The sequence below is a fragment of the Aquabacterium sp. T101 genome, assembly GCF_057219775.1.
Genome location: NZ_JBXVVZ010000004.1, coordinates 141,081 through 160,449 on the forward strand (window position 1 = coordinate 141,081; position 19,369 = coordinate 160,449).

At 70.7% G+C, this 19,369-nt stretch carries 16 protein-coding genes; 7 read left to right on the forward strand and 9 right to left on the reverse strand.

Features of this window, described 5'->3' with window-relative positions; all coding sequences use genetic code 11:
* Positions 1 to 24: 24 nt before the first annotated feature.
* Positions 25 to 597: an SOUL family heme-binding protein gene (locus AC2EAQ_RS12330; protein WP_484644204.1), complete on the reverse strand. Its 573-nt coding sequence runs from the start codon at positions 595 to 597 to the stop codon at positions 25 to 27.
* Positions 598 to 812: 215 nt separating this feature from the next.
* Between AC2EAQ_RS12330 and AC2EAQ_RS12335 the strand changes: the two genes are divergently transcribed.
* Entirely contained in the window at positions 813 to 2,531 is a 1,719-nt protein-coding gene (locus AC2EAQ_RS12335; protein WP_484644206.1) for a hypothetical protein, read from the forward strand.
* 124 nt (positions 2,532 to 2,655) lie between these two features.
* Positions 2,656 to 3,441, forward strand: coding sequence for a protein NO VEIN domain-containing protein (locus tag AC2EAQ_RS12340; RefSeq protein ID WP_484644208.1), 786 nt, complete (start codon positions 2,656 to 2,658; stop codon positions 3,439 to 3,441).
* A gap of 41 nt (positions 3,442 to 3,482) precedes the next feature.
* On the opposite strand, the gene AC2EAQ_RS12345 is transcribed toward AC2EAQ_RS12340, so the two are convergent.
* From AC2EAQ_RS12345 to dnaA, 5 genes are all read right to left on the reverse strand, one after another.
* Positions 3,483 to 4,388 carry a bile acid:sodium symporter family protein gene (locus AC2EAQ_RS12345; RefSeq protein ID WP_484644210.1) on the reverse strand — a complete coding sequence of 302 codons (906 nt, stop codon included), beginning with the start codon at positions 4,386 to 4,388 and terminating at the stop codon, positions 3,483 to 3,485.
* A gap of 3 nt (positions 4,389 to 4,391) precedes the next feature.
* Positions 4,392 to 6,122, reverse strand: coding sequence for an AMP-binding protein (locus AC2EAQ_RS12350; RefSeq protein ID WP_484644212.1), 1,731 nt, complete (start codon positions 6,120 to 6,122; stop codon positions 4,392 to 4,394).
* Between the two features lie 166 nt (positions 6,123 to 6,288).
* Positions 6,289 to 8,784 (reverse strand): DNA topoisomerase (ATP-hydrolyzing) subunit B, encoded by a 2,496-nt coding sequence (gene gyrB, locus AC2EAQ_RS12355; protein WP_484644214.1) that lies wholly within the window; start codon positions 8,782 to 8,784, stop codon positions 6,289 to 6,291.
* A gap of 73 nt (positions 8,785 to 8,857) precedes the next feature.
* Positions 8,858 to 9,964, reverse strand: a complete 1,107-nt coding sequence (gene dnaN, locus AC2EAQ_RS12360; protein ID WP_484644216.1) for a DNA polymerase III subunit beta — start codon at positions 9,962 to 9,964, stop codon at positions 8,858 to 8,860.
* A gap of 240 nt (positions 9,965 to 10,204) precedes the next feature.
* Positions 10,205 to 11,620 carry a chromosomal replication initiator protein DnaA gene (dnaA, locus tag AC2EAQ_RS12365; protein WP_484644218.1) on the reverse strand — a complete coding sequence of 472 codons (1,416 nt, stop codon included), beginning with the start codon at positions 11,618 to 11,620 and terminating at the stop codon, positions 10,205 to 10,207.
* A gap of 201 nt (positions 11,621 to 11,821) precedes the next feature.
* Here dnaA and rpmH point away from each other — a divergent pair, with 201 nt between their 5' ends.
* From rpmH to mnmE, 5 genes are all read left to right on the forward strand, one after another.
* Positions 11,822 to 11,956, forward strand: a complete 135-nt coding sequence (gene rpmH, locus AC2EAQ_RS12370) for a 50S ribosomal protein L34 (RefSeq protein ID WP_484644222.1) — start codon at positions 11,822 to 11,824, stop codon at positions 11,954 to 11,956.
* 44 nt (positions 11,957 to 12,000) lie between these two features.
* On the forward strand, positions 12,001 to 12,477 hold the full coding sequence (locus AC2EAQ_RS12375; protein WP_484644226.1) for a ribonuclease P protein component: 477 nt from the start codon (positions 12,001 to 12,003) through the stop codon (positions 12,475 to 12,477).
* Positions 12,474 to 12,749 carry a membrane protein insertion efficiency factor YidD gene (gene yidD, locus AC2EAQ_RS12380; protein WP_484644230.1) on the forward strand — a complete coding sequence of 92 codons (276 nt, stop codon included), beginning with the start codon at positions 12,474 to 12,476 and terminating at the stop codon, positions 12,747 to 12,749. Before AC2EAQ_RS12375 ends, yidD begins: the two co-directional genes overlap by 4 nt.
* Entirely contained in the window at positions 12,746 to 14,458 is a 1,713-nt protein-coding gene (yidC, locus tag AC2EAQ_RS12385) for a membrane protein insertase YidC (protein ID WP_484644233.1), read from the forward strand. The genes yidD and yidC overlap by 4 nt, the downstream gene beginning before the upstream one ends.
* 224 nt (positions 14,459 to 14,682) lie before the next feature.
* Positions 14,683 to 16,110 carry a tRNA uridine-5-carboxymethylaminomethyl(34) synthesis GTPase MnmE gene (gene mnmE, locus AC2EAQ_RS12390; protein WP_484644235.1) on the forward strand — a complete coding sequence of 476 codons (1,428 nt, stop codon included), beginning with the start codon at positions 14,683 to 14,685 and terminating at the stop codon, positions 16,108 to 16,110.
* Positions 16,111 to 16,137: 27 nt separating this feature from the next.
* On the opposite strand, the gene AC2EAQ_RS12395 is transcribed toward mnmE, so the two are convergent.
* The 3 genes from AC2EAQ_RS12395 to AC2EAQ_RS12405 are packed head-to-tail and all read right to left on the reverse strand — an operon-like array spanning position 16,138 to position 19,313.
* Entirely contained in the window at positions 16,138 to 16,701 is a 564-nt protein-coding gene (locus AC2EAQ_RS12395) for an adenine phosphoribosyltransferase (protein WP_484644238.1), read from the reverse strand.
* A gap of 27 nt (positions 16,702 to 16,728) precedes the next feature.
* On the reverse strand, positions 16,729 to 17,319 hold the full coding sequence (locus tag AC2EAQ_RS12400; RefSeq protein ID WP_484644243.1) for a histidine phosphatase family protein: 591 nt from the start codon (positions 17,317 to 17,319) through the stop codon (positions 16,729 to 16,731).
* Positions 17,316 to 19,313: a monovalent cation:proton antiporter family protein gene (locus tag AC2EAQ_RS12405; RefSeq protein WP_484644245.1), complete on the reverse strand. Its 1,998-nt coding sequence runs from the start codon at positions 19,311 to 19,313 to the stop codon at positions 17,316 to 17,318. The genes AC2EAQ_RS12400 and AC2EAQ_RS12405 overlap by 4 nt, the downstream gene beginning before the upstream one ends.
* Positions 19,314 to 19,369 lie beyond the last annotated feature (56 nt).

Sequence of the window (19,369 nt, forward strand, 5' to 3'; positions counted from 1 at the left end):
CGCCGCGGAAGAACGCTCGCCGCGTCAGCGGCCCGGCGGCGGCGCCACCGGCACCAGCGCCTCGTTGCGGCGCAGGAACCAGGGCGTGAACGGCCCGTTGTAGACCGCCATCTGCGCCGGGCCCGTGGCCTGCAGGCCGGCGGCGGGCAGCGCGCGCAGCAGCGCCGCGGCCTCGTCCTGGAAGTTGGCCTCGGTGGTGCGCCCGGTGTAGCGGCGCACCGCCACCCACTGCGCCGGCAGCTCGCGCACGCGCAGCGCTGCGTCCAGCGGCACCGGCGCCGTGGCCAGCGTGAAGCGCGCGGGCAGCACGAACTGCATCGTCGGCGCCGCGTCGCCGCCCGGCTGCGTGATCACGGGCACGGTCATCTCGATCCTCTGCGCCGCGGGGCCCATCACCACCGGCACCGTCATCTCGATCTTTTGCTGCGCGCGGTTGTTGCCCGCGATGTAGTCGAACAGCTTGCGGAACGCCGCGTTGCCGCCCTCGTCGCGGCCGCCGGGCATGGCCGCTTCCACCACCAGCATCGGCGCGTAGCGGCGCAGCTCGAAGGTGTCGAAGGTCTGCACGACCTCGTGCGCAGGTTCCTCGTAGGCCATGGCGGGGGGTGTGGACAGAAGGGGCAACGTCAGCGCGAGCACCGCGCCGAGGCGGGAGAGCGCGGCGCGCCAGCGCGGCCGGGCATCGATCGGATGGGCGTGTGGCAAGGGGACCTTTCGGCAAGCGGCATCGAAAGACCGGCGCGCCGGGGGTGAAGTTCCGCTAGGCCGGCGCGACGGTACCGCCTAGCATGGCACGACTGGAGGAGCGCACGATGAACCACACCCTGCACGGCGCCCGGCGCCCGCTGGCCGCCCTGGCCCTGGCGGCGCTGACGGCCTGCGCGATCGCGCCGCTGGAACCCGACGCCAGCGCGCGCGCCCCGCTGCTGGAAGGCTTCGGCACGCTCGACTGGCGCATCGCCACCGACAGCCCCGAGGCGCAGCGCCTGTTCACCCAGGGTGTGCTGCAGGCCTATGCCTTCAACGAGAAGGAGGCGGTGCGCCAGTTCAAGGCCGCGCTGGCGGCCGACCTGCGCTGCGCGATGTGCGCCTGGGGCGTGGCCTGGCAGCTGGGCCCCAACATCAACGCGCCCGACCGCGGCGACCTCACCGAGGCGCGCCGCTACGTCGTCTACGCCATGCGCCACGCCGAGCGCGCCAGCCCGCGCGACCGCGCGCTCATCGAGGCCATGGCCGTGCGCTACGGCGAGGCCAAACCGGCCGACGTGCGCCGCGACGGCCCGGCGGCCGCGGGCGAGGTGTGCCGCAGCGGCAGCAGCGGCGGCACCCAGGCCAACCCGCTGGACGTGGCCTACGCGCAGCGCCTGCATGCGCTGGTGCAGGCCACGCCCGGCGACCCCGACCTGCTGTCGCTGTGGTCCGAGGCCGCCATGATCGCCACCGGCGAGGACGACTGGTGGCACCCGGACACCGGCAAGCCGCTGCCCGTGATCGCCGAGATGGTGGACCGGCTCGAAAGCGCGCAGGCGCGGGCCACGACCCACACCGGCCTGAACCACTACCTGATCCACGCCGCCGACGCGCCCGGCGGCGCGGCGCGCGCGGTGGCCGCCGCCGACCGCCTGGGCGCGCTGGCGCCGGCGTCGCCGCACCTGCTGCACATGCCGTCGCACACCTACGCGCAGGTGGGCCGGTTCGAGGACGCGCGGCGCGTCAATGCGCAGGCCGTGGACGCCGAGGACGCGCTCGACGCGCGCCAGAAGGCGCAGGGCTTCGCCATCAGCAAGGACTGGCGGCAGCACAACATCCACTTCCACTGGTACGGCGCGCTGATGCAGGGCCGCGGCGACGAGGCGCTGGCCGTGGCGCGCAAGCTGGCCACCCGCGCCGCCACGCGCGACACCGCCTTTGCCGAGTACTGGCGCAGCCTGCCGCTGCACACGCTGATGCGCCTGGAGCGCTGGGACGCCGTGCTGGCCGAGCCCCTGCCCGGCGGCGAGCGCGGCATGGCCGCCGTGTATGCGCAGCAGGCGCGCGGCACCGCGCTGGCGCGCCTGGGCCGCGGCGCGGAGGCCGCCGCCGCGCTGGCCCTGGCGCAGGCCGGCTACGACAAGGTGGCCGCCGCCCACCCGGGCGCGGGCGACAACGACCAGGGCATGCGCCACCTTGCCGAAGCCGCGCTCACGCGGCTGCGCGCCGAAGTGGCCGTGGCCGAGCGCCGCGCCGACGCCGCCCTGGCCGAGCAGGCCAAGGCCGTGGCCGCGTCCAAGGGCGCCGACCTGCGCGAGCCGCCCACCACCGGCGCGGGCTCGCTGCTGGCACTGGGCGACGTGCAGCTGGCCCTGGGCCGCGCGGCGGACGCCGAGGCCACGTACCGCAGCGACCTGGTGCTGCGGCCCGAGAGCGGCTGGGCGCTGCGCGGGCTGGCGCGCGCGCTGGCGGCGCAGGGCAAGGCGGCGGAGGCGGCGGTGGTGAGGGGGAGGTTGGAGAAGGTGTGGGGGGACGCGGATGGGGGGTTGAAAAAGGGCTGACTCGCCAGAGGCGCGTGTTCATCCTCAGCACAGAACGCAACGGTGACGTGGCAGGGAGAGGCGATTGAGCGGTAGTGATTGGTCTCGGCTTGAGGTCGAAGCAGTCGTCAACGACTACCTGACCATGCTCGCATCGGAGCTTGCAGGCACTCCCTACAGCAAAGCGGCTCACCGTCGTGCACTGCTGCCCCTGCTCAATGGCCGCACAGAGCAATCGATCGAGTTCAAGCACGCAAACATCAGCGCAGCGCTGCTGGATGCGGGCTTCCCTTACATCTCGGGCTACAAGCCTCGGTCGAACTACCAAGCACTGCTCGCAGATGTGCTCGTTGAGCGCATGGCCAGCGCAGCGCAGCTACAAGTAGTCGCCGCAGCCGATGCCGACCGCCCGATGGTTGTGCCCGAGGTCGACGACATCCTGGCGGTGCTGACCACTGCACCCAAGCCACCGAGCGTGGGTCACAAAGCTGCGGAATCTCCTCGGCCCATCGTCCGACTGTCCACGAACTACATCGAGCGCGAAGCCCGGAATCGATCGTTGGGCGATGCGGGGGAGCACTTCGCGCTCACCTACGAACGCGCACGACTCATTCATCTGGGCCAGGAGAGTCTGGCGGCTCGCATCGAGCACACGTCCAAGGTCAGGGGCGACTACGAGGGCTACGACATCCTGTCCTATGAAGAGACGGGGGCGGAAAGACTCATCGAGGTAAAGACCACCAAGTACGGCGCCGAGACGCCGTTCTTCGTCACGCGCAACGAGGTGGCCACTTCCGAGCGACGCGCGACCCTGTACCACGTGTACAGGCTGTACGGCTTTCGCCAGGCTCCGAAGCTCTACACGCTGCCGGGTGCCATCAGCCAAAGCTGTCAGCTTGCCGCCGCGAACTTCCTGGCGGTGCCCAGGTAGGAGCTACTCGTCGCATCTCGCCACCGACCCTGCCCGCCCCCTCACGCCCGCGCCAGCGCCCCGATCTTGGCCGAGTCGCGCGCCAGTTCCTCGCGCGTGGTGATGCCGCGGAACCAGACCGTCACTGCGCTCGAGGTCAGCACGATGAACAGCGAGTACAGCACCGGCACCAGCAGCACCTCCTGCTGCTGCGTGCCGCTGAAGGTCAGCAGCACGATCAGCACGGCCAGCGGGCCGTTCTGGATGCCGGTTTCCAGCGCGATGGTGCGCGCGCGGCGCGGGTCCTGGCGCAGGCCGCGGCTGAGCAGGTAGCCGAGCGCAAAGCCGGCCAGGCCGAGGCCGACGGAGCCGGCATAGACCGGGAAGCCGGTGGACAGCAGCAGCTGCCAGTTGCGCGGCACCCAGGACACGATCAGGAACAGGATCACCAGCACGCCGAGCAGGCCGCCGATCATCTCGATGACGGCGCCGACGTTGGCGTTCCACTTGCGCAGCGCGATGCCGATGACGGTGGGCACGAGCAGCACGAACAGCACCTGGATCACGTTCTCGCGCGGGATCTGCCACTGGCCCTCGATGCCCTGGCTGTAGAACGCCAGCGTCACCGGCACCATCACGATGGCCACCAGCGTCGAGCTCATCGTCATCAGGATCGACAGGCTCAGCGTGCCCTTGCTGAAGTAGGTGAAGATGTTGCTCGTGGTGCCGCCGGGCATGCAGCCCATCAGGATCAGGCCCACGGCGTAGGCCGGCGGCAGCTGCAGGGCCGTCGCCAGCACGAAGGCCAGCGCCGGCATGATCCCGTACTGGCACAGCAGGCCCACCAGGATGCCGGCGGGCCTGCGCAGCGCGATCGCGAAGTCCTTGAAGGTCAGGCTCGCGCCCATGCCGAGCATGATGACCATCATCATCACGCCCAGCAGCTTGGTTTCGGTGTCGCTCAGCATCGCTCAGGCCTTCTTCTGCAGGGCTTCGGCACGCAGGTCCTTGCGCAGGATCTTGCCCACCGGGGTCTTCGGAAGCTCGTCGCGGAAGACGACGCGCGCAGGGATCTTGTAGCCGGTGAGCAGCTTGCGCGCGTGCTCGGCCAGCTCGGCCTCGGTCAGCGACTCGTCGCGCTTGACCACGTAGGCCACCACCGCCTCGCCGGTCTTGGCGTCCGGCAGGCCGATCACGGCCGCCTCCATCACCTTGTCGTGCCGCGACAGGGCGTCCTCGATCTCGTTCGGGTAGACGTTGAAGCCGCTCACCAGGATCATGTCCTTCTTGCGGTCGACGATGCGGAAGGTGCCGTGCTCGTCCATCACCGCCACGTCGCCGGTGTGCAGCCAGCCGTTGCGGATGACTTCGGCGGTGGCCTCGGGGCGCTGCCAGTAGCCGCGCATCACCTGCGGCCCGCGCACGCACAGCTCGCCGGGCTGGCCCACCGGCACCGGGCGGCCCTCGTCGTCGAGCAGCACGATCTCGGTCATCGGCGCCGGGATGCCGATGCTGTCCTTCACGCGGGGCACGTGCAGCGGCTGGAAGCACACCACGGGCGAGGCCTCGGTGAGGCCATAGCCTTCGGCCAGCGGCGCGCCGGTCACGGCCTCGAAGCGCTCGACGACGGCGTGGTGCATGGCCGCACCCCCGCCGCCGGCAGCCTTCAGGTGCTTGGGCGGGTAGGCGGTGAACCACTCCTCGTTCAGCAGCGCGTTGAACAGCGTGTTCACGCCGGTGATCCAGGTCACGCGGTGGTTCTCGATGGCGCGCTGCAGGTTCTGGATCGGCCGCGGGCTGGGCACCAGCACGTTGCACGCGCCGGCGGCGAACATGCACAGGAAGTTCACCGTGAACGCGAAGATGTGATACAGCGGCAGCGCGGTGAGGACGACCTCCTCGCCCTCGACGATGTGGGCGCTGGCCATGGCGCGCATCTGCGACAGGTTCCACAGCAGGTTGCCATGGGTCAGCTCGGCGCCCTTGGCCACACCGGTGGTGCCGCCGGTGTACTGCAGCAGCGCGAGGCTGTCGTGGGTCAGGTCCTGCCAGTACGGGCGAACCTCGCCGCCGGCCGCGCGGCCCAGCGCCAGCGCCTCGGGCAGCGTCACCGACTTCAGCCCGTGGGCCGGGATCTGCCGGTTCCAGTGCTTCATCACGGCGTGCACGATCGGCCCCACCACCGGCGGGAAGAACTCGGGCACGCGGGCGACAACGATGTGCTCGATCTTCAGTTCGGGGTGCTCGCGCAGCGCCTGCTCGAGCTTGTCGGTGAACAGGTCGGTGATCACCACCACCTTGGCGCCGCTGTCGCTGAACTGGTGCGCCATCTCCCGCGGCGTGTACAGCGGGTTGGTGTTCACGGCCACGCAGCCGGCCTTCATCACCCCGAGCAGCGCCACCGGGTAGGCCAGCGCATTGGGCATCTGCAGGGCCACCCGGTCGCCCGCGGACAGCCCGGCGGTGCGGCGCAGGTACAGGGCGAAGTCGTCACTCAGCCGGTCGAGCTCGGCGTAGCTGAGCGACCCGTACATGCCGTTGGGCATCACGGTCGTGAACGCGGTCCTGGCGGCATGGCGGCGCATGGCGTCGCTGGCCAGCGCGGCCAGGCTGGCATGCGCCGGCGCGGGCAGCGTGTGGGGGATCGTGCCGCCGTACTGGCCGATCCACGGCTTGAGCTCGTAGGGGGAAGAGGCGTCCATGGACCGGGCCCGCACTGAAAAAGTGCGCGACGATAACCCACGGATATCGCTCCCGGCGATCGGCCCCGCTGACTGTGGGGCTGATTCACCGGGTGCGGCGCCGCGACGCTCCCGTCCGATGGCCCGAATGGCGCCGTTGGCGCTGGCGCGGGCGCTCCGGCCCCGCTCAGACGTCGATGTTCGCCGCCCTCAGCGCATTGCCCTCGATGAAGTCGCGCCGCGGCTCCACCTCGTCGCCCATCAGCATCGTGAACACCCGGTCGGCCTCAATCGCGTCGTCGATCTGCACGCGCAGCAGACGCCGCACGGTGGGGTCCATCGTGGTCTCCCACAGCTGCTCGGGGTTCATCTCGCCCAGGCCCTTGTAGCGCTGGCGGCTCACGCTGTTCTCGGCCTGCTGCATCAGCCAGGCCATCGCCGCGCGGAAGTCGGCCACCTGCAGCTCGCGCGCCTTGTCGCCCTCGCCGCGGCGCACCAGCGCGTCGGCGCCGAGCAGGCCCTTGAAGGTGACGCCCGCGCGCGACAGCGCCTCGTAGTCGGCGCCATGCACGAAGTCGGCGGTGATCACGCTGGACTTCACGTTGCCGTGGTGGCGGCGGCTGATGCGCAGCAGGTGCTTGTCGGTGCGCGCGTCGTACTCGGCGGCCACCTCGGCGTCGTGCAGCGCGGCCTGCAGCGCGGCGGCGCTGGCCTCGGCGGCGGCGGCGCTGTCCAGGTCCAGCGCCAGGCCGTCGGCCATGGCCTTGAGGCCTTCCACGTCCATCCAGTTGGCCAGGCGCTCGATCACGTTCTCGGCCAGCACGTACTGGCGCGCCAGCTCCTCCAGCGCGCTGCCGCTGATGGCGGGCTTGCCGTCGCCGGGCTGCACCTGCGCGCCGTCCAGCGCCACCTTCATCAGGTAGGCGTCGAGCTCGTGGCCGTCCTTCAGGTACTGCTCGGCCTTGCCGTGCTTCACCTTGTACAGCGGCGGCTGCGCGATGTAGATGTGGCCGCGCTCCACCAGCTCGGGCATCTGGCGGTAGAAGAACGTCAGCAGCAGCGTGCGGATGTGCGCGCCGTCCACGTCGGCGTCGGTCATCACGATGATGCGGTGGTAGCGCAGCTTGTCGGGGTTGAAGTCGTCCTTGCCGATGCCGGTGCCCAGCGCGGTGATCAGCGTGATGATCTCGTTGCTGGTGACGAGCTTCTCGTAGCGCGCCTTCTCCACGTTGAGGATCTTGCCGCGCAGCGGCAGGATCGCCTGGAACTTGCGGTCACGCCCCTGCTTGGCCGAGCCGCCCGCGGAGTCGCCCTCCACGATGTAGATCTCGCACAGCGACGGGTCCTTCTCCTGGCAGTCGGCCAGCTTGCCCGGCAGGCCCATGCTGCCCAGCACCGTCTTGCGCGTGGCCTCGCGCGCCTTGCGCGCCGCCTCGCGGGCGCGCGCGGCGTCGACGATCTTGCCGCACACGATCTTGGCGTCGGTGGGGTTCTCCAGCAGCCAGTCGTTGAGCTTGGCCGCCACGATCTCCTCCACCGGGCCGCGCACCTCGGACGACACCAGCTTGTCCTTGGTCTGCGAGCTGAACTTGGGCTCGGGCACCTTCACGCTCACCACGCAGGCCAGGCCCTCGCGCATGTCGTCGCCGGCGATCTCCACCTTGGCCTTCTTGGCGAGCTCGTTTTCCTCGATGTACTTGTTGATCACGCGCGTCATCGCCGCGCGCAGGCCGGTCAGGTGGGTGCCGCCGTCACGCTGCGGGATGTTGTTGGTGAAGCACAGCACCGACTCGTTGTAGCCGTCGTTCCACTGCATCGCCACTTCCACGCCAATCGGCGTGTTCTGGTCGCTCATCTTCTCGCCCATGGCGTGGAAGATGTTCGGGTGCAGCGTGCGCTTGCCCTGGTTGATGAACTCCACGAAGCCCTTGACGCCGCCCACGTAGGCGAAGTTGTCCTCCTTGGCCTGGCGCTCGTCCACGAGGCGGATCTTCACGCCGTTGTTCAGGAAGGACAGCTCGCGCAGGCGCTTGGCCAGCACGTCGTAGTGGAAGTCGATGTTGTTGAAGATCTCGTCGTCGGGCAGGAAGTGCACCTCGGTGCCGCGCTTGTCGGTGTCGCCCACCACGCGCATGGGGCTCACCTCCACGCCGTCGCGCGTTTCGAGGACACGGTCCTGCGGCACGCCCTTGCGGAACTCCAGCAGGTGCACCTTGCCCTCGCGGCGCACGGTCAGGCGCAGGTGCTTGCTCAGCGCGTTGACGCAGCTCACGCCCACGCCGTGCAGGCCGCCGGACACCTTGTAGCTGTTCTGGTTGAACTTGCCGCCGGCGTGCAGCTCGGTCAGCGCGATCTCGGCGGCCGAGCGCTTGGGCTCGTGCTTGTCGTCCATCTTCACGCCGGTGGGGATGCCGCGGCCGTTGTCGATGACGCTGATGCTGTTGTCGCTGTGGATGGTGACGATGATGTCGTCGCAGTGGCCGGCCAGCGATTCGTCGATGGAGTTGTCCACCACCTCGAACACCAGGTGGTGCAGGCCGGTGCCGTCGGAGGTGTCGCCGATGTACATGCCCGGGCGCTTGCGCACGGCTTCCAGCCCTTCCAGGATCTGGATCGAGTCCGCGCCATAGGCGTCGGGCTGGCTGCCGGCGGGGCCGGGGGGCAGGTTCGGGGTGTCGCTCATCGTTCTCGCAATCGCTCGAAAAAGCGCAAGCGGGCTCGCGGCCCGCTCGCTGCAGGGGTGTCGGTGCCGGCGCTCAGATGCGCATCGGCATCACCACGTACTTGAAGCCGGCCTGGTCGGGCAGGGTGAACAGCGCGCTGGAGCTGCTGTCCTGCAGTTCCAGCTTCACCATCTCGGCGCTGCTGTTGGCCAGCGCGTCGATCAGGTAGGTGACGTTGAAGCCGATCTCGATGGCGTCGCCGTTGTAGTCGACCTCGAGCTCCTCCTTGGCCTCCTCCTGCTCGGCATTGCTGGCCGACAGGCGCAGCACGCCCGGCTCGATGTTCACGCGCACGGCCTTGAACTTCTCGCTGGTCAGGATGGCGGCGCGCTGCAGACTCGACAGCAGCGGCGCGCGGCCGAGGGTCACGCTGTTCTTCAGCGTCTTGGGGATCACGCGGTTGTAGTCGGGGAACTTGCCTTCCACGAGCTTGGTCACGAATTCCATGCCCGAGAAGGCGAACTTGGCCTGGTTGCCGGCGAAGCGCATCTCGATGGGCGTGTCCTCGTCCTTGAGCAGGCGTTGCAGCTCGAGCACGGTCTTGCGCGGCAGGATCACGTCCTGCTTGGGGATGTCCACGTCCAGCGTGGCCTGCGCCAGCGCCAGGCGGTGGCCGTCGGTGGCCACCAGCGTGAGCACCTTGCCCTCGGCCACGAACAGGATGCCGTTGAGGTAGTAGCGGATGTCGTGCACCGCCATCGCGAAGTGCACCTGGTTGATCAGGTCGCGCAGCGCCTTCTGCGGCACCGAGAACGCGGGCCCGAAGTCCACCGCCTCGTTGACGAGCGGGAAGTCGTCGGCCGGCAGCGTCTGCAGCGTGAAGCGGCTCTTGCCGCCCTGCAGCGTGAGCTTGTTCTGGCTCGAGCTGAGCGTCACCACCTGGTCGGCGGGCAGCGTGCGCAGGATGTCGATCATCTTGCGCGCGCCCACCGTGGTGGAGAAGTTGCCCGCGTCGCCGCCCAGCTCGGCCGCCGTGCGCACCTGGATCTCCAGGTCGCTGGTGGTGAACTCGAGCCGGCCGCCGGTCTTGCGCAGCAGCACGTTGGCCAGGATCGGCAGCGTATGACGCCGCTCGACGATGCCGGCCACGGACTGCAGCGCGGCCAGCACCTGCTCCTGTGCTGCCTTGAACACGATCATGTTGTCTTCCTCTCTGTCTTCTTAATAGAAAGGTCGTAGTAGTTGGTAGGCAGGCGCAGGGCCTGTGGAAAACGGCATTTTCGCCTGTCCGATCAGCCACTTACCCTGACACCAACCCTGTGCGCCACCCTGAGGGCGGCAGCGGGGCTGGCCGGTAACAACCTGGTCGGGCAGGCCGCGCCTGTGGATGACCGGGCAGTTGCCAGCGGATTGTCCCCAGGGTTTGCGCACGGCCATGTGTCAGCCCTTGAGCGTCTGCTCGAGCACGTGCAGCTGCTGGTTCAGTTCGGTGTTCTTCTGCCGCTCGCCGCCGATCTTGCGCACCGCGTGCAGCACCGTGGTGTGGTCGCGGCCGCCGAAGCTGTCGCCGATCTCGGGCAGGCTCTTCTGCGTCATTTCCTTGGCCAGGTACATCGCGATCTGGCGCGGCCGTGCGATCGAGGCCGGGCGCTTCTTGCTGTACATGTCCGCGACCTTGATCTTGTAGAAGTCGGCCACGGTCTTCTGGATGTTCTCGATCGACACCTGCCGGTTCTGGATCGACAGCAGGTCGCGCAGCGCCTCGCGCGCCAGGCCGATGGCGATTTCCTTCTGCGAGAAGCGCGCGTAGGCGATCACCTTGCGCAGCGCGCCTTCGAGCTCGCGCACGTTGGCGCGCACGTTCTTGGCGATGAAGAAGGCCACGTCCTCGGGCATCTCCGCGCCCTCGGCCAGCGCCTTGCGGATCAGGATCGCCACGCGCATCTCCAGCTCGGGCGGCTCGATCGCCACGGTGAGCCCGGAGTCGAAGCGCGAGGTCAGCCGCTCGTCGATATCCACCAGCCCCTTCGGGTAGGTGTCGCTGGTCATGATGATGTGCGCCTTCTTGGCCAGCAGCGCCTCGAAGGCGTTGAAGAACTCCTCCTGGGTGCGGTCCTTGCCGGCGAAGAACTGCACGTCGTCGATCAGCAGCAGGTCCAGCGAGTGGTACTTGGCCTTCAGTTCGTCGAAGGTCTTGCGCTGGTAGTTCTTGACCACGTCGCTGATGAACTGCTCGGCGTGCAGGTACAGCACGCGGGCGTCCGGGCGGTCCTTCAGCAGGGCGTTGCCCACGGAATGGATCAGGTGCGTCTTGCCCAGGCCGACGCCGCCGTAGATGAACAGCGGGTTGTACATGTGGCCGGGGTTGCCGGCCACGTGCAGCGCGGCGGTGCGCGCCATCTGGTTGGCGCGGCCGGCCACCAGGGTGTCGAAGGTGAGCGCGGCGTTCAGCCGGTGCACCGGCAGCGCATGGCGCGGCAGCGGCGCGCGGCGGCTGTCGTCGGCCGCCGGGGCGGCGTCGGCGGACTCAGTACCAGTACCGGGGGCGCCGGCAGCGCCCGCGCCGGCGGTGGCCGCGGCAGGGGCGGCCGCACGCGGGGCCGGCGGCGCCAGGTGCAGCTGCAGCGACACCGGCTTGCCGGCCAGGCGCGTGAGCACGTCCTGGATGCGGCCGGCGTACTGGGAGCGGATCCAGTCCAGCTTGAACCGGTTGGGCACGCGCAGCGACACCACGGCCGAGTCGCCCTCGAACGCGACGTCGGCGGGCGGCAGCGGCCGGATCCAGGTATTGAACTGTTGTTCGGGCAGTTCCGCGGCCAGTTGCGAGCAGCCGCGTTGCCAGAGGTCGTCGCTCATTGTGGACAAGTTCTTCTAGAGCGGCCGCAGTGTAGCCCAGGCGCGGGGGGTGCCAAGGGGCTTATCCACAGGGACGAACCCGGGGCCGATCGGGCCGCATCCCGGCCGCGGAACAGCCCTTGCGTTGACCCTCAGCGCCGTTCATGGTGCAATCGCGGGTTTTCCTCGAATCTCCAGGCGTTTTGCCACGGGGTCATAGCCATGAAACGTACTTATCAAGGGTCCAAGACCCGCCGCGCCCGCACCCACGGCTTTCTCGTGCGCATGAAGACCCGCGGCGGCCGTGCCGTGCTGAACGCCCGTCGCGCCAAGGGGCGCAAGCGCCTGGCGGTCTGATGCCCGGGCGCCCGGGCGCCCGGGCCCCGACCGCGGTGCGCCCGATGCCCCGCCCGCCCCGCCCCGAGCCGCCCGCCGCACGGTGGGACGCGCTCCAGAAGCCTGACATCGAAGCCCTCTTGGGAACGCGACCCGTTGCCAAGACGGACCACTTCGTCCTCCATTATGTGAGCCGAGCCGTGGTTGTGAGCGAGTTATCAACAGAAGCCGCACCAGATCGAGCCGCTTCTGTGGACATCTCGGCCGCTCAGGGGCCGGCGGCAGCGCCTTGCGGCTTTGCGGCCTTGGTGCCCAAGCGCCACGCCCGCCGCGCCGTCACGCGCAACCTGATCCGGCGTCAGATGCGCGAGGCGCTGCACCGGCAGGCCCGGCTGGCGCCCGGCACCCGGGTGCTGATCCGCCTGCGCGCGCCGTTCGACCCGCGCCGGTTCGCCAGCGCGGCGTCGGTGCCGTTGCGCCAGGCGGTGCGCGCCGAACTCGACCTGCTGCTCGCCCGCCCGGGCGTCGGGGCCGCGGCATGACGCCAGCCAAGACCTTTGCGCTGTGGCCGCGCCGCGTGCTGGCCTGGCCGGTGCGCGCCTACCGTTACTTCCTGAGCCCGTGGCTCGGCAGCGCCTGCCGCTTCGAGCCCACCTGTTCCCGTTACGCGCTCGACGCGCTCGACCAGCACGGCGCCGCCCGCGGCGCCTACCTGGCCACGCGCCGCGTGCTGCGTTGCCACCCCTGGTGCGACGGCGGTTTCGACCCCGTGCCGCCGCCCGCCCGATCCTTCAGCGAAGCCAGTCACCCATGACCGACATCCGCCGCACCCTGCTCTGGGTGGTCTTCACCATGTCGCTTGTCCTGCTGTGGGACGCGTGGAACAAGCACACCGGCCAGCCGTCGATGTTCTCGCCCACGCCGCGTCCCGCCGCCGCGGCCAGCGCGCCGCCGGCAGCGGCCGCCACCTCGCCGCAGGCCGGCGTGCCGCAGGCGGGCGTGCCCACCGCCAGCGCCACGGGGGCCCTGCCGGCCGCCATGCCGGCGTCGGGTGCGGCCGCCGCGCCCACCGCCGCAGCGCCGGGCGCTGCCGCCGGCGAGGTCACCGTGGTGACCACCGACCTGGTCAAGGCCCACTTCGACAGCGTCGGCGGCAACCTCGTCAAGCTCGAGCTGCTGCGCCACGTGGACGCCGAGGACCGCCAGCGCAACGTGCTGCTGTTCGACCGCAGCGCCGAGCGCGTGTACGCCGCGCAGACGGGCCTGATCACCGCCCAGCCCGGCGTGACGCTGCCCAACCACTACACGCCGATGAAGCGCGTGGCCGGGCCTGACGCGATGGCCGCCGGTGCCAATGAACTGGCCGTGCGCTTCGAGACCACCACGCCCGGCGGCGTGACCCTGGCCAAGACCTTCACCTTCCAGCGCGGCAGCTACGCGGTGGGCGTGAAGCACGAGGTGGTCAACGCCGGCGCCGCTGCGGTGACGCCGCAGCTCTACCTGCAGCTCGTGCGCGACGGCAATCCGGCGCGCGGCGAGTCCAAGTGGTACTTCACCTTCACCGGCCCGGCCGTCTACACCGACGCCAAGCGCTTCGAGAAGATCGAGTTCGGCGACATCGCCAAGGGCAAGGCGAGCCACATCGCCAGCGCCTCCGACGGCTGGATCGCGATGGTGCAGCACTACTTCGCGTCGGCGTGGCTGGTGGGCACGGCCGGCCCGCGCGAGTTCCGCACCCAGAAGGTGAGCGAGAACCTCTACGCGGTGCAGATGGTGCTGCCGCTGGGCGAGCTGGCGCCCGGCGCCAGCAAGACGCACGAGTCGCAGCTGTTCGCCGGCCCGCAGGAGGAGCACAAGCTCGCCGCGCTGGCCCCGGGCCTGGAGCTGGTCAAGGACTACGGCTGGTTCACGGTGCTGGCCAAGCCGCTGTTCTGGGTGCTGGACCAGCTGCACAAGGTGATCCAGAACTGGGGCTGGTCGATCGTGGCCCTGGTGGTGCTGCTGAAGATCGCCTTCTACTGGCTCAACGCCAGCGCCTACCGCTCGATGGCCAAGATGAAGGCGCTGGGCCCGCGCATCACCGACCTGCGCGAGCGCTACAAGGACAAGCCGCAGCTGATGCAGCAGGAGATGATGCGCATCTACCGCGAGGAGAAGGTCAACCCGCTCGGCGGCTGCCTGCCGATCCTGGCGCAGATGCCGTTCTTCATCGCGCTGTACTGGGTGCTGCTGTCGTCGGTGGAGATGCGCAACGCACCGTGGATCGGCTGGATCGTCGACCTGTCCACGCCCGACCCGTGGTTCGTGCTGCCGCTGCTGATGACCGCATCGTCGCTGCTGCAGGTGTGGCTGCAGCCTGCGCCGGCCGACCCGACCCAGGCCAAGCTGATGTGGATGATGCCGATCATCTTCGGCGTCATGTTCTTCTTCTTCCCGGCCGGCCTGGTGCTGTACTGGCTGACGAACAACATCCTGTCCATCGCCCAGCAGTGGTGGATCAACAAGCAGCTCGGCGTCAAGTGACCCCGCCCGCCGCCGGCCGTGAAAAGCTGGCGGTGCGTTCGCACGGCGCGGGCCGGATGCCCCGTTCGGGGGGTTGAGCCCCGCGCCCGCAACGACGACAGTGCGCTTCATGCGGGGTTGACCCGGCGCGGTCCCCAACGGACGCGGCGGCCGGCTCTGGAGGGTGCGAGCCCACTCCCCCCGCGCCATCTTCAGCATGGCACCGCCGCGACGACAATCGCGCGGTGCCTTCGTCCTTGAGCCCCTCGCTGACCTCGCTGGCCGACCCGATCGTGGCCGTGGCCACCGCGCCCGGACGCGGCGGCGTGGGCATCGTGCGCGTGTCCGGCGCGTCGCTGCAGTCGCTGGCCGAGGCGCTGACAGGCCGCACGCCGGCCCCACGCGTGGCCACCTACGCCGGCTTCCTGGACGCGCAGGGCGAGCCAATCGACCAGGGCCTGGCGCTGCACTTCCCGGCGCCGCACTCCTACACCGGCGAGGACGTGCTCGAACTGCAGGCCCACGGCGGCCCGGTGCTGCTGCAGCTGCTGCTGGCGCGCTGCCTCGAAGCCGCCGCCGAGACCGACCCGCGCACCGGGCGCGAGCGCCTGCCGCGCCTGCGCCTCGCGCAACCCGGCGAGTTCACGCAGCGCGCCTTCCTCAACGGCAAGCTCGACCTGGCGCAGGCCGAGGCCGTGGCCGACCTGATCGACGCCGGCACCGAGGCCGCCGCGCGCTCGGCCGGCCGCTCGCTGGCCGGCGCGTTCTCGCGCGAGGTGGGCGCGCTGGCCACCGGCCTGCTGGAACTGCGCACGCTGGTCGAAGCCACGCTCGACTTCCCGGAAGAGGAGATCGACTTCCTGGAACGCGCCGACGCGCGCGGCCGGCTCGCGCGGCTGGCCGCGCAGCTCGACGCGCTGGCCGACCGCACGCGCCAGGGCGCGCTGCTACGCGAGGGCCTCACCGTGGTGCTGGCCGGCCAGCCCAACGTGGGCAAGAGCTCTCTGCTCAACGCGCTGGCGGGGGCCGAGCTGGCCATCGTCACGCCGATCCCCGGCACCACGCGCGACCGCATCGGCCAGACGATCCAGATCGAAGGCGTGCCGGTGCACGTGGTGGACACCGCCGGCCTGCGCAGCGACGCCGCGCCCGCCACCGACGAGGTGGAACGCATCGGCATCGCGCGCAGCTGGGCCGAGATCGAGGGCGCCGACGCGGTGCTGTTCCTGCACGACCTGACGCGCCGCGGCCAGCCCGACTACGAGGCCGCCGACGCCGAGATCGCCGCGCGCCTGGGCGCGCCGCAGCGCGTGCTGCACGTCTACAACAAGCGCGACGCCAGCGACGCGCCGGTGCCCGACGGCGCGCTGGCGCTGTCCGCGCGCACCGGCGACGGCCTGGCCGCGCTGCGCCGCGCGCTGCTCGAGCGCGCCGGCTGGCACGCCAGTTCCGAAGGCGTGTTCATCGCCCGCACCCGCCACGTGCACGCGCTGGCGCAGGCGCGCGGGCACCTCGCGAGCGCCGACGCCATCGCAGCACAGGGCGACGCCGCGCTCGACCTGCTGGCCGAGGAGCTGCGCCTGGCGCACGACGCGCTGGGCGAGATCACCGGGCGCGTCACGCCGGATGCGCTGCTGGGCGAGATCTTCGGGCGTTTTTGTATCGGCAAGTGAGCCCGCCGCGGCCCGCGCCGCCGCCGCTCAATGCCCGGCGAAGTCCACCAGCGTGAACAGCGGCAGCCCCGCCTCGCGCAGCTTGGCCGATCCGCCCAGCTCGGGCAGGTCGACGATGGCGGCGCCCTCGATCACGGTGGCGCCCAGGCGTTCGAGCAGGCGCTTGCCGGCCATCATGGTGCCGCCGGTGGCGATCAGGTCGTCGATCAGCAGCACGCGGTCGCCAGGGCGCACCGCGTCGGTGTGCATCTCCACGGTGGCGCTGCCGTACTCCAGTTCGTAGGTCTCTTCCACGGTGGTGAAGGGCAGCTTGCCCTTCTTACGGATCGGCACGAAGCCCACGCCCAGCTCGTAGGCCAGCACGGCGCCGATGATGAAGCCGCGCGCGTCCAGGCCGGCGACGAGGTCGGTGCGCACGTCGAAGTAGCGGTGCACGAACTGGTCGATCAGCACGCGGAACACCTTCGGGTCGGACAGCAGCGGCGTGATGTCGCGGAACATCACGCCCGGCTCGGGCCAGTCGGGCACGGTGCGGATGCGCTCGCGGATGTAGGCCGCGGGGTCGGCCACGGCGGTGGGCAGGCGGTTCATCGCGGGTCTCCGGGTCGGGGCGGGGGATCAGGCGTCGAAGGGGCGCACCGCCAGCGTGCCGTCGTGGCGCCAGGCCAGCCACAGGGCCTGCCCCATGCCGACCGACTGGCCCGCCAGCGCGCTGATGTTCACCTGGTGCGTGACCCACACCTCGCGCAGCACGGGGCCGTCGCCCAGCGCGCGCAGGCGCTCGCGCAGGGCGGCGGTCTGCGCCGGCTCGCGCTCGCGGGCGTCGAAGAAGGAGTCCAGCGCGGGCAGCGGCTCCACCGCGGGCGCGCCCGCGCCCAGGCCGCGGGCGAGCAGGCTGGCGGTGTCCAGGCAGCGGCACCAGCGGCTCGAACGCAGCGCGCGCGGGCGCGCGCCGGCCTTCGCCAGCCGCTGACCCAGCGCCTCGGCCTGCGCGCGGCCTTCGGCCGACAGGTTGCGCTGGGTCTCGCAGCGGCCGAGCACGAAGCCCGGCGGGTCGCCGATGCCGGGCTCGGTGGCGGCATGGCGCAGCACCAGCACCGGGGCCTGCGCCGCCGCGGCGGCGCGCGCGGGCAGCGCGAGCGCGGGCGCGGCCAGCAGCGCACCCGCACCCTGCAGCAGGCGTCGGCGCGGCAGGCGGGCGGCGTTCATCGGTGCAGCAGCTTCTCTTCGGCCAGGGCCAGCGCCTCGGGCAGGCCGGCCAGCACCAGGGTGTCGCCCGCGGTGAGCAACAGGTCGTCCGTGGGGTCGATCGCGCCGCCCTCGGCGCGCCGCACCGACACCACCTGCACGCCCACCGCATGCAGCGCCAGCGCGCCCAGCGGCTGGCCCAGGCTCGGCGCGGCGGCGGGCAGCGACACGCTGGTCAGGCGCGCCTGCTGGCGCTCTTCCACGGTGTCGTCGTCGGCGCCGTGGAAGTAGCCGCGCAGCAGGCCGTAGCGCGCGTCGCGCGCGTCGCGGGTGATGCGGATCACGCGGCGCATCGGCACGCCCACCAGGGCCAGCGCATGGCTGGCCAGCATCAGCGACCCCTCGATCGCCTCGGGCACCACCTCGGCGGCGCCGGCAGCGCGCAGCTTGTCCAGGTCGGCGTCGTCCACCGTGCGCACCACCACTGGCACCTGCGGCGCGTGCGACCGCACCAGCTGCAGGATCTTCAGCGCCGAGGGCGTGTCGTGGTAGGTGACCACCACCGCGCTGGCGCGCGCCAGGCCGGCGGCCATCAGGCTCTTCAGGCGCGCCGCGTCGCCGAACACCACGCTCTGGCCGGCGGCGGCGGCCTGGCGCACGCGGTCGGGGTCGAGGTCCAGCGCCATGTAGGGGATGCGCTCGTTGTCCAGCAGGCGCGCCAGGTTCTGGCCGCTGCGGCCGTAGCCGCAGATGATCACGTGCGCCTCGGTGGCGATCGACTTCTTGGCGATCGTGGTCAGCGCCACCGACTGCATCATCCAGTCGCTGGACGACAGGCGCGACACGATGCGGTTGCTGTACATCACGATGAACGGCGTGGCGATCATCGACAGCACCATGCTGGCCAGCACCGGGCTCATCCACTGCGGCGCCACCAAGCCGCCGTCGGCGCCCAGCGTCAGCAGCACGAAGCCGAACTCGCCGGCCTGCGCGAGATACAGGCCGGTGCGCAGCGCCACGCCGGGCGCGGCGCCGAACAGCCGCGCCAGCAGCGCCACCAGCACGAACTTCGCGACCACCGGGCCCAGCACCAGGATCAGCACCAGGCCCCACTGGTCGAGCACCGGCCGCCAGTCGAGCTTCATGCCGATGGTGATGAAGAACAGCCCCAGCAGCACGTCGTGGAAGGGCCGGATGTCGGTTTCCACCTGATGCTTGTATTCGGTCTCGGCCACCAGCATGCCGGCCACGAACGCGCCCAGCGCCAGCGACAGGCCCGCGTGCTCGGTGATCCACGCCAGGCCCAGCGTCACCAGCAGCAGGTTCAGCACGAAGAGCTCCTCGCTCTTGCGCCGCGCCACCAGCGTGAGCCACCAGCGCATGGCCTGCTGGCCGCCGGTGAGCAGCAGCGCCAGCAGCACCGTGGCCTTGAGCACGGCCCAGCCCAGCGTGGTGGCCATCGACCCGTCCGGCGTCGACAGCGCGGGGATCAGCACCAGCAGCGGCACCACGGCCAGATCCTGGAACAGCAGCACACCCATCACGCGGCGGCCGTGCTCGCTTTCCAGCTCCAGCCGGTCGGCCATCAGCTTGACGACGATGGCGGTGGACGACATCGCCATCGCGCTGCCCAGCACCAGCGCTCCGGCATAGCCTAGCTCCCAGGGGCGGGTGGCGAAGCTGAACAGCCAGATCAGCAGCGCGTTGCCGATCAGCGCGCCGGCGATCGTCAGCCCCACCTGCGACAGGCCCAGGCCGAACACCAGGCTGCGCATCGCGCGCAGCTTGGGCAGGTTGAACTCGAGCCCGATGACGAACATCAGGAACACCACGCCGAACTCGGCCAGGTAGGTGGTGGCGCCGGACTCGCCGGCCAGCGCCAGCGCATTGGGGCCGATGATCACGCCCACCACCAGGTAGCCCAGCATCGGCGGCAGCTTCATCCAGCGGCAGGCCGTCACGCCGAGCACCGCGGCCACCAGGTAGAGCAGAACCAGTTCGAGCGTCGAAGCCATCGGCGGGAATCATCCGCGGGGCCGGGGCCCCGCGCCTAGAATCGTTTGCCAGTAGA